Annotated in this window: 7 protein-coding genes and 1 pseudogene; 5 read left to right on the top strand and 3 right to left on the bottom strand. The window is 38.7% G+C overall.

The window, feature by feature from the left end; all coding sequences use genetic code 11:
- Positions 1–131: 131 nt before the first annotated feature.
- Together MXE38_RS11255 and MXE38_RS12470 are read left to right on the top strand one after the other, a co-directional pair.
- Positions 132–497 (top strand): annotated as a pseudogene (locus MXE38_RS11255) (flagellin); the annotation flags it as partial.
- A 147-nt stretch (positions 498–644) separates the two neighbouring features.
- The gene (locus MXE38_RS12470; protein WP_281503209.1) at positions 645–1,034 is read left to right on the top strand and encodes a flagellin; all 390 of its coding nucleotides are present in this window, start codon (positions 645–647) and stop codon (positions 1,032–1,034) included.
- A gap of 105 nt (positions 1,035–1,139) precedes the next feature.
- Here MXE38_RS12470 and MXE38_RS11245 read toward each other — a convergent pair whose 3' ends face one another.
- Positions 1,140–2,210, bottom strand: a complete 1,071-nt coding sequence (locus MXE38_RS11245; RefSeq protein WP_246914972.1) for a suppressor of fused domain protein — start codon at positions 2,208–2,210, stop codon at positions 1,140–1,142.
- A 595-nt stretch (positions 2,211–2,805) separates the two neighbouring features.
- Here MXE38_RS11245 and MXE38_RS11240 point away from each other — a divergent pair.
- From MXE38_RS11240 to MXE38_RS11230, 3 genes are read left to right on the top strand one after another with little or no spacing between them, the layout of a single operon-like run.
- A complete protein-coding gene (locus MXE38_RS11240) occupies positions 2,806–5,220 on the top strand; it encodes a DEAD/DEAH box helicase family protein (RefSeq protein ID WP_246914969.1) in 2,415 nt (804 codons plus the stop codon).
- Positions 5,221–5,222: 2 nt separating this feature from the next.
- Positions 5,223–6,722, top strand: a complete 1,500-nt coding sequence (locus MXE38_RS11235) for a class I SAM-dependent DNA methyltransferase (RefSeq protein WP_246914966.1) — start codon at positions 5,223–5,225, stop codon at positions 6,720–6,722.
- 42 nt (positions 6,723–6,764) lie between these two features.
- A complete protein-coding gene (locus tag MXE38_RS11230; RefSeq protein WP_246914963.1) occupies positions 6,765–8,174 on the top strand; it encodes a restriction endonuclease subunit S in 1,410 nt (469 codons plus the stop codon).
- Between the two features lie 395 nt (positions 8,175–8,569).
- On the opposite strand, the gene MXE38_RS11225 is transcribed toward MXE38_RS11230, so the two are convergent.
- Entirely contained in the window at positions 8,570–9,787 is a 1,218-nt protein-coding gene (locus tag MXE38_RS11225; RefSeq protein WP_246914974.1) for an ISAzo13 family transposase, read from the bottom strand.
- 625 nt (positions 9,788–10,412) lie between these two features.
- Positions 10,413–11,204, bottom strand: a complete 792-nt coding sequence (locus MXE38_RS11220; RefSeq protein WP_246914960.1) for a hypothetical protein — start codon at positions 11,202–11,204, stop codon at positions 10,413–10,415.
- Positions 11,205–11,336: the final 132 nt, after the last annotated feature.

Genomic DNA, 11,336 nt, shown 5'->3' with positions numbered 1-11,336 from the left:
ATTGACAAATTCTATTCTGCCTTTATTTGGAGGTTTTATGGCTTAGAACCGCTAGTTCTCCATTTTTTGACCTACCTCACGTTTGTGTAATGTTTTTCTAAGAAAGGTCTTGCGCACCTCAAAATGGTAGAAGATACCTAAATAATGTACAAAATCAGCTCACTACTACTTATCAAAGACTAAGTTCTGGCATGCGTATTAACTCTGCCAAGGATGACGCAGCTGGCTTACAAATCGCAGATCGTTTAACTACCCAAATCAACGGACTTAACCAGGGTAACCGCAATACCAATGACGCTATTGCAGTTGCTCAGACCATTGAAGGTGCTCTCGATGAGACCACCAACATGCTCCAAAAGATTCGTACCTTAGCGGTTCAAGCTTCAAATGGAACAAATACCTCCGAGGATCGTGCTGCTCTTCAACAAGAAGTAAACAGCTTATCTTCCGAAGTAAACCGTATTGCAAAGCAAACCAAGTTTGGCGGTCAAACTGTTTTAAATGGTAAGCTTGATGCCAATAATAATAAAAACTCACTTATTGATGGCAATGGTAAGATTACTTTCCAAGTAGGCGCAAACAATGGCGATGAGATTGTGTTTACTTTAGGTGCCGAAGCTTTCACCTTAACAGGCCTTGCTGATATGGCAAACATCGCAGCCAAAGATGCTGCTGGTGCAGTAGGTCAAGACGGTACTGGTCTTGTTAAGTCTGACAATAATGCTGAGTCTAAATGGCTTGTTTCCACTGCTTCAGGTGCTAAGAAGACTTTAGAAAACATCGATAAGATGATTGCAAAGGTAGACGAGAAGCGCTCTGACCTTGGTGCCCTACAAAACCGCCTTGAATCCTCAATCCGCAACCAATCTAACGTTGCAGCTAACCAGGCTGATGCACGTTCTCGTATTCGTGATGCTGACTTTGCTGAGGAATCTGCTGCTTTAAGCCAGCAATCAATTATCCAACAGGCTGCAACTTCCATGTTAATGCAAGCTAACAGCCGTCCACAATTAGCTCTTTCAATGCTTGGCTAATTTTTTGATTTCTTCTTAAATCTATTACTTATACCAAACAAGCTCTTTCTGTTTTCAAGATAGAGCTTGTTTTTTTGTATTGGTTGTTAAGTTTAGAGTTGCGCTTTAGGCTATAAGCTCAATTACCACAGGGCTATTAGGAGCTTTAAAAGAGGTTGGGCCACTTGCACCAGCCTTTAAATATTGGCCAATTTGCTCAAAAATGGACTCATACTCAGCTTTAGCAAGCTCAAGCTTATAATAATCGTCCTCTTCTTTATTTAGGCTATAATCGCCTAACAACAAGTCGATTACGCAATCAGGGGAGACTAAGAGCAAATGTCTGTCCTTTAATAATCGTGCGCCAATCATGGTTCCAATAAGCTGAATATAGGAATATGGCAAGCTGATGGTGATACCGCTATTCTCTTGCTTTAAGGACATACGGTCTAAATATAAGAAACCAGTAGAAGAACCTTCCAGCTCAACACTGCGCTCCCATGCCTCGACAAAATCGGCGTTCTCCATTAATGATGCACGGCTAAGCCCACAAATACCTAATGGCAGATACTTATGGGTCTGTTCAATGAACTTATCGCCTTGAGCACACATCATAGCCATCATTTCATCATGAGTTAAGGCATTAACCTGTAAGAACTTAACTTTTCCATTAGGAGTATCAATTTGACCTAATGCAGGGTCTAAGCCAAAGCCCATGGCAGTCAGTTCAGTTTCCTCCTCAAGGGCAATAGGACTATTGGCATCCATATGATGACCAGCATCAAAAGGATTGCCACTCTCAAAAACATAGCGAGCTAAATTTTGTAAGAAATTGATAGGCCAATCAGGAGCACTATCCTCCTCTCCCTTCAATAGTCTAAAGGTTAGCTCAAAGCCATAGCCACTTAACTCACTATCTGGGTTTTCATTTTCAAAGAGATCTGAAAAGCCGTAGGTAATATAGTGCCAGTGCGCCCGCTCCTGCTTACACAAATACACTTCTACACCATCAAGAGGACTGTCGCCGCCTAAGCAATAAGGAATAAGAGCTCTGTGGTATTGTCCCTCTTGCTTACCATAAATCTTTTTTAAAGCTTCACAAATAGCATCATAGCCATCAGTACAGGTATCGGTACTGGTAAGCTCTTGTAATAAGTCGCTACCTTGAAGCTCATTGTTATCTTGTTTTTCAGACACTCTTTAACCCTCAACCTAAATCACAGCTAAACAAAGCTTTGGGTACAAGCCCAATGCCCATGTACTTAGCTAATATCCATCTTTGCTAAAATTTTACCTTATTTGCTCGCCCTTGTGTTTCTTGCATTCTTATTAAAGACTAAGTTCTTTAACCCTGTGCATGAGCTAATTACTCATTACTTATTGCGTGCTTGCCTTATGCCCTAAACTTGCCTTACTTATCAATTGCTAAAGCGCTCGCCCTATTACACTGCTGATACAATTACGCTTACGGCTAATGACGTTCTAGAACTAACTTATGGATTAAGAAGCCATTACAACATGTTTTTTCTATAGAGCGCTTCTAGTTTGCTACAGAGCAATGCAACTCCTGACCTTAATATATATTTTTGCCCAAACTACCATTGGCAATATGAGTTTGCTCTTTAGTTTTATTTTTTGTGTTGGCAATCTGAAATCATGCTCTTTTTTTATTGATTCTGCCTTGGTTTATGAGAAAATAAGATAAATTTTGTAGCTAGGTTATTAGTCTTTAACCTATTAGTCAAAAGCATTAGGTTTGTTTTGCCACTTTAAAGGCAAGCAAGGATTAGCCATGGTAATAAAACAGTATCAACATCTTAGTGAAGAAGACACTAAGAATCAGATTATTAATCCAGCCTTAAATAAGGCAGGATGGACTCCTAATATGATGCTTATGGAGTATTCCTTAAAATCTGATCGCTTTGAGATTATCCCTGGAGCAAATAAAACTAAGAAGATTAGTGCTAGCAAGCGCAATTTTCCAGACTACCTATTGTGCAAATATGCCAATATGCCTATTGCAGTGGTTGAAGCTAAGAAGTATGGTTGCAAAGACTCTGAGGGTATAGATCAAGCCAAGGTTTATGCCGAACTATTGGACATTCCTTTTGCTTACTCAAGCTCTGGTAAAAAGTTTATTGAGTTTGATAAATCTACAGGCATCCAAAGAGAGCTAAACCTTGATGAATTTCCTAGCCCAAATGAGCTGTGGGAGCGTTGGTGTGCCTACAAGGGCATTAAAGATGAACTCACTCGTGGCTATATTGAAAAGGCTCAGTATCGCACAACAGTAGATGGCAAAGTTCCTCGCTATTATCAAATGCTGGCCATTAATAAAACTGTTGAGGCTGTGCTTATTGACAACAAGAAACGCATACTTTTGGTAATGGCAACAGGTACTGGCAAAACCTATACCGCTTTTCAAATTGTTTGGCGCTTACTTCATGAAGCAAAAGCCATCAAAAATGTCCTATTTTTGGCTGATCGCAACCAATTGGTAGATCAAAGTCTCATTGGTGATTTTAGCCCATTAGAGAACATTTGCACCAAGATTCAAAACAGAAAGATAGAAGGTGCTTATCAAGTTTACTTTGGTCTTTACCAACAACTCAAAGGCCATGACGAGGACGGGGTATCAGAGAGTATTGCTGATGTTTACAAGCAAGTTCCGCCTGATTTCTTTGACTTAATCATTATTGATGAGTGCCATAGAGGCAGCGCTAAAGATGAAAGTGCCTGGCGCTCTATTTTAGATTACTTTAAAGAAGCCATTCATATTGGTTTAACAGCAACTCCTAACGAGGCTGACGATGCCAATAACATCAAGTATTTTGGTACCCCTATTTATACCTACAGTCTCAAACAAGGTATAGAAGATGGCTATCTTGCCCCTTACCAAGTGAAAAGAATCTTCTTAGATAAGGATATCGATGGCTGGACACCTCAGGAAAATGAGATTGATATTAATGGCCATGCAGTGCCAATGCGTACTTATACGGTAAAGGACTTCGATACCAAAATCATTCTCAAACAGCGCACTTATGAGGTTGCACGCATCATTACCTCTTACATGAAGCAGTTAGGTCAAATGTCTAAAGCCATTGTCTTTTGTACCACCCAGCGCCATGCTTTAGATATGAGAGATGCGCTTAGAGAGCTAAATAGCGATATGATGCTACAAAATGGCAGCTATGTAGTTCGTATGACGGCAGACGATCAAGAGGGCAAAGCTCTTTATGAGTCTTTTACCTCAGTAAATGAGCCTTATCCAGTAATAGTTACCACCTCAAAGCTTTTGACCACAGGTGCAGATACCAAGTGCGTCAAGCTCATTGTTTTAGATGCTAATATCGGCTCTAAGACTGAGTTTAAACAGATTATTGGACGAGGTACTCGCCTGCGTGAAGATGCTGGTAAGACCTTCTTTACCATTCTCGATTTTCGTAATGCCAGCAAAATATTTTATGACCCTGAGTTTGACGGCATTCCAGTACAAATGCCAGAGGACACTAAGGTTACTAAGCCAGTTAAGCCTAAACCTGAAGATGGCAAAGATGATGGTGGTGATGATACTCCACCTAAAGAACGTGAGCCTATTTATGAGTTGGATCATGTTACCTTTAGCCTAATTGGTGAAACTTCAAGCTATCTTGATGAAAATGGCAACATAATCACTGAAAAGTTTCGTGTTTACACTCGTAATAGCATACGAGAACTGTTTGGTTCCCAAGCTGAGTTTATTGATATTTGGAATGAAGAGTCCCAAAAGCAGGTCATTTTTAATAAACTCAAAGAAAAAGGTATCTTAATAGATCAGCTAAAACAGGACGCTCAAAGTGATGAGTATGATGAGTTTGACTTAATTTTATCTGTGGCCTATGGTGCTCCTCTTCACACCCGTAAATCAAGAAGCGAACTTTTAAAGCAAAGTAAGTTCTTGGATCAATACCAAAAGCCTGTTCGTGAAGTGTTAGAGGCTTTACTTGAGGTTTATGACAACAATGGTATTGGTGAGCTTGATACTCGTAAGGTTTTGCAGTCTAGCATCATAAGAAGCCGCAATTTTGGCAGTGTTAAAAACATTTTAGAGCGCTTTGGTTCTCCTGAGAACTATGACAAAATAGTGCGTTCTTTGGTTAATGAACTGTATATTCCAACTAATAGTTCACAAGATTTAAGTAATGTTAGCCCTATGGTAGGTAGATAAGCATGAGCTTAGGTAATTTCGTTAAAAGATTTCGTGATATCACTCGAAATGATGCTGGTATTAATGGTGATGCACAGCGTATTGAGCAACTAACTTGGATGCTCTTTTTAAAGATTTATGATGACATGGAGTCTGAAAGCGAACTTCTTGACCCATCCTATCAGTCCATTGTTCCTCAAGAACTACGTTGGCACAACTGGGCAGACACTGCTAACAATAAAGCCCTTAAAGGTGATGAACTACTGACCTTTATTGATAATGTTTTATTTACTGGCCTAAAGAACTTAGAGCTACCAGCTAATTGCCCTATGTTCCAAGCCATTATTAAGAGTGTTTTTACTGATATTCATAACTACATGAAAAATGGCACTCTTATTTATCAGGTGCTTGAGCTTATAAATGAGTGCGACTTTAGTGATCCAAAGCAAAGCCATACCTTTGGTACTATTTATGAGAGCATCTTAAAAGAACTCCAAAGTGCAGGAGCCTCGGGTGAATTTTATACCCCACGAGCACTAACTGACTTTATGGCCCAGCATGTTAACTTACAGTTAGGCGATAAGGTAGCTGACTTTGCTTGTGGTACTGGTGGCTTTTTGAAGTCTGCCTATGATGTATTGGCAAAACAGACTAATGATGGCAAAGTTAGCGACTTACAAGTTTTAAATAGCTCTTTTTATGGTATTGAAAAGAAGCCTCTTCCTTATTTGCTAAGCGTAACTAACTTGCTTCTTCACCGTATTGAGCAGCCACACATTGTTAATGGTAATTCCTTAAGCAAAAATGTGGATGACTATACTGACAAGGACAAGTTTTCTGTCATTTTAATGAATCCTCCTTATGGTGGTTCTGAGCTCGATATTATTCAGAAAAACTTTCCAAGTAATTTACGTAGCGCTGAAACAGCTGACCTCTTTATGACCCTTATCATGTACCGTCTTGCCTACAATGGTCGTGCTGCTGTTGTTATTCCTGATGGTCTTTTATTCGGTGGTGGTAACAAGCGAGCCATCAAAGAGCGCCTATTACAGCGTTTTAACCTACATACTATCTTACGCTTACCTACCAGTGTATTTGCCCCTTACACTTCCATTGCAACTAATGTTCTTTTCTTTGATCGCCTATCTAAAGAAGAGGAACAAGCTAATAAAGGTTGGAGTACCAAGCAAACTTGGTTCTATCGTATGGATATGCCTCAAGGCTATAAGAACTTCTCTAAGACCAAGCCTTTGCTTCTTGAGCATATGAAAGATCTTGAAGCATGGTGGAACCATAGAGAGGAAATCATTGTTGATGGCTTCCCTAAAGCTAAAGCTTTTACTCCTGATGAGCTAAAACAATTAGATTTTAACTTTGCTCAATGTGGCTTTCCTACAGTAGAAGAGGAAATCTTACCTCCTGATGAGCTTATTGCCCAATATCAGGCTAAACGTCAGGAACAAGAGGCCATTGTTGATAAAGCCCTTGCTAACATTCTTGCTCTTATTAATGCCAAGGAGTAATTCAACATGAATGCTAATCAACTCCGTGCCTCCATTTTGCAAATGGCCATTGAGGGCAAACTCGTTCCCCAACTCGACAGCGAGCCAGCCGTCGAGCAATTAGGTAATGCCCCAGAAGACGTGCCTTTTGAGATTCCTGACAAGTGGAAGTGGGTACAACTTAATTTATTAGCCGAATACGTCCAGAGAGGCAAATCTCCGACTTATTCTGATATTGAGTCTATACCAGTCATTTCTCAAAAATGTAATCAATGGGATGGATTTCACATTGAACCAGCTAAATTTATTAATCCAGATACATTAAACAAATATAAAAAAGAACGCTTTGTACAAGACAATGATCTCTTGTGGAACTCAACTGGATTAGGAACTATTGGCCGAGTTGCTTTATATAAAAGTGAGCTCAACCCTTACAAAATAGCTGTTGTAGACTCTCACGTAACAATAGTTAGATCTAACCAACAGCTGTTAAATCCGTTATTTTTATTTTACTATTTAAGTAGTGCAACTGTACAAAATAGCATTGAAGACTTAGCTACAGGAAGTACTAAGCAAAAGGAATTAAGCTTAACTACTATTAAAGCTTATTTAACTCCTCTTCCTCCACTTGAGGAACAAAAGCGCATTGTAGCTAAGCTTGAGCAGCTTTTACCTTTGGTTGATGAGTATGGCAAATCCTATGAAAAGCTTGAAGAGCTCAATGCTGAGTTCCCAGATAAGCTAAAAGCTTCAGTTTTGCAAAATGCTATTGAGGGTAAGCTTGTACCTCAATACAGCCATGAAGCGCCAGCAACTGAACTACTTGAAGAAATTAATGTCAAAATGCATTCTTTGATTAGTTCCAGTGATATTTCTTTGAAAAAAAGAAAAAATAAAAATGACTCATTTGATCGCCTTGATACGCCATATGAGTTGCCTAATGGCTGGGTATGGTGTACTCTAAATGATCTTGCTTTTTATAAAAAAGGGCCTTTCGGTAGTTCATTAACCAAGTCAATGTTTGTTCCAGATGGTTCTGACTCTTATAAAGTATATGAACAAAAAAATGCAATTCAAAAGAATGCTGAGTTAGGCACATACTTTATCTCTAAATCAAAATTTGAAAGCATGAAGGGTTTTGAAGTTAAACCACATGACATTATTGTTAGTTGTGCTGGAACTATTGGCGAAACTTATATGATTCCACAAAATATAAGGCCAGGAATTATCAATCAAGCTTTGATGATTATCCGCTTATATAACAAGGATATTTCAGATTTCTTTCTATTGTATTTTGACTTTGTGCTTAAGTCACTTGCTAAAACTAACAGCAAAGGTACTGCTATAAAAAATATTCCTCCATTTAACGTTTTAAAGCAGTTCTATTTCCCTCTCCCTCCACTTGAAGAGCAAAAGCGCATTGTGGCTAAGGTTGAGGAGCTGTTTGCGTTGATTGATGCTATGAAGAAATAGCATAAGTTGTGTGAGCTTACTAAGGCCCTGCCTATTTTTGTTAGGCGGGGCTTTTTGCTTTTGGAAAGGTTAAGTTTGCTTGCCTACCTGTTCTCTTGCTATTAAGGGCCTGTAGGCTTGTTTAGCTTCATTTAGAGCAAGCTTGGGTTGTCTGGTTAGTTTCTCACTTGCTGTTAAGCTTTTGGGCTGCGTTTAAGGCCTATTACGATTGTGCTTTGATGCCTAAACTTAAGTACCTGTGTATGCGTCTAACAGGGTCAGTCTTATCTTAGGAACTGTAAAGAAATAACTTCCACGAATTTTGCATTATTCACAATATTTGAAGCAAAAGATTCTAGTGTCAACTAAACATTTTGCAAAAGCTACCATTAATAGATTTAGCTTGTTTTGGAAATTTACTTAGACTGAGGCTTAATTATGTAAAACCATTCACCATGCCACTTTGAGTATCTAATATTAAGCTCATTCATAGTTTCGTCTGACACTTTAATACCTTTAGTGTAGATATTTTTATCTTGAACACATTTGATACTTAAACCCTGTGATGTTTTACAATTTGCTATTAAGTTAATAATGGTTTCAATGCTATATAAAGGGCGACCTCTAGTATTCTTGCTCATATAGCAAAACATTCTGTGCTCAATCTTATTCCATTTAGATGTTCCTGGAGGATAGTGAAATACCCAAAACTCACGGCCTATTTTATTAGCCAATTGTTGTAATTCACTTTTCCACAATCTACTTCTATAGCTATTGCTACCACCGCAATCAGCAGTAATCATTATTCTGTTGCTATCAGGGTACATTTCTTTACCCATATGCTCCCACCATAAACCAATACTGTTTACAGCAAAAGATGCTGTGTCTGCGGAGGATCCAACGCTGACAAATCCTTTATTTGCACCACAGTCATATACACCATATTGAGCTGCTTTTACAGTACCAAAATCATGATCTAAAACTTTAGTTGGTTGACCTTTAGGGCAGTATTCTGCCCCTTGATTCTTATAATTACCAATCAGCTCTTTCTTTTTAGCGTCAACAGATACAACGGGATCGTTATATGCCATAAAAAATTCTGCAAAGTATCTAATGCGCTTAAATTGCCAATCTCTATCTTCTGGAGATTCAGTGGCAGAAATATATTTTAGATTTTGCTGTAGGCTATAGCCAAGCCCTACAAGTATGTTACCTACAGTGGCATGGCTAACCTTAAACCCTTGTTTAACAAGCTCACTCTGTAAATTTCTTAAGCTTTTAGTTGTCCAAGTAAGAGGAGTTTCAGGATTTCCTAAAGTATGAGGCTCTACCAGTGTTTTAATAGCCTCTTTTAATTTAGGATTACTTTCTGTGACGGATTTACGCCCTGCTCCAGATTCTCTCACATAATTAATAAAGTCAGGCCACTCTTCTTTTGGTAGCTGTTTTAATTCCTCTGCCTCAGACTTGCCTTTGATGATTGTCTTTCTGTCTGCTCCTGATAAATTCTGAACTAGCGTATTGCAGCGAGAACCTAGAAGCTTGGATAATGATCCTAAAAAGATCCTATTTTGTCTTTCATTAAGAGTTGGACCAACAAGTTGGACAAATTCTTTAAGGTTTTCAGTGCTAATTTCGAAACTATCACGCATAACAATCACTCTAAACTAAATGCATAGAATAAGATTTTACAATATTCAAAGTTTTAATAAAATATGTTGTAACTAGTTCGTACATTTAATTTATTTACAGTTCCTTAGGTTAAACACAATGGCTCAAAAGGCATTTTGTATGGTTAGCAGCTAAGCTAAGTGCCTATAGCTTAGGCATATTTGTTCATGGCTTATGCTTATTTGTTTTTCTTTGTTTTGCCTAAGATAGGCATATAGAAGTAGCTTTGGTTAGAGCTTTGCTAAGTTAACTGGTGAAAGTGTTTATTCCCTTTCCTTTTCCCTATGCTTACGAGTATTAGTAAAAGTGGCTACCTTAGCTGAGGGTAATATTGTTTAACGTGCCTGCTGTGCCTACTAATGGTTGTTTGGCAGCTTTGAATTTTATTGCTTTAGTTGAGGTATTTATTTAAAGAAAGTTTGAATAGAAGATTGAGGCTTAGCAACCAAGAAAATGAAGCTTGATTGAGGCGTATGGCTTAGCTTAAGTGCTTGAGTATGGGCGGGCGCTTTACTCTTTTTGCTAAAACGAAAAAAGCTTAGACCTTATAAAAGATCTAAGCTTTTGAATAGGAACCTACACGGTCATTTAGCTATTAGCAGTGCTCTTTTTTGCACGGGTGCTAGAGCTTGCTTTGCTAGTAGTACGTGCGGTAGAGGCCTTTTGCTTTGGCTTTACGTCTGTAGCCATTGTGGCCTCAGTAGCGTCAGCATTAGCCTCAGTTGAGGTGGCAGTAGCTACCTTTTTAGCCCTACTTTTAGTAGCAGTGGCTTTGATAGTCGCTTTGGCCTTGGCCTTGGCATCAGCCTTTACCTCATCTACCTTAGGGCTAACTACCTTTGCACAGTTAGTTGCGCTGGAAGTTTCCTCAGCTTTTGAGGTCTTCTTGGCTCTGGTGGCCTTTTTCGTTGACTTGGTCTGAGTAACCTTAGCAGTATCGGCTACCTCAGCATTGTCAGCTGCCTTAACTGCTTTGCCTTTGGTAGTGACAGCCTTGGCTTTTGGTTTGCTAGCTGCGGCAGGTGCAGAGGAATCTACAATTTGAGTTGAAATTTTCTGATTGTCCAGATTTAAAAGCTGATGTAGTTCCTCATCATCCATTATACGCATGTTTTCGCTTACTAAATTAATGAAGCGTATATTGGTTTTAGTTATACCTTTTTCACGAGGTCTATGACGTGACCAAAGATAGACACTGACATTTTTAACACCATAATAACGATCGTCTTCTGCTTTAATCATAGCAGAAATTTCTTGACCAAAAAAATGCTCAACTACTGATAATTGAGGTATCGATAAGCGTTCTTCACCTGAACTAATGGCCATACAGACATAATCTTTATTAATTGAGACGTAATTTTGAGCATTAAAATAAGGCATAGCAGCATATAGACCGACAATTTGATGCGTCAGATAAAAACAAATAATTAACGTTGTTTATAAAATATAATACAGAAGGATAAAATAGTGTAGTTTTATAGTCAGGACTTATAAGCTATTAAACACTTATGT

It is taken from the genome of Anaerobiospirillum sp. NML120448, from assembly GCF_023050945.1.
In the GTDB taxonomy this organism is placed as follows: domain Bacteria; phylum Pseudomonadota; class Gammaproteobacteria; order Enterobacterales; family Succinivibrionaceae; genus Anaerobiospirillum.
Note: the sequence above shows the minus strand (reverse complement) of the source record. Positions and strands in the feature narration are given on the sequence as shown.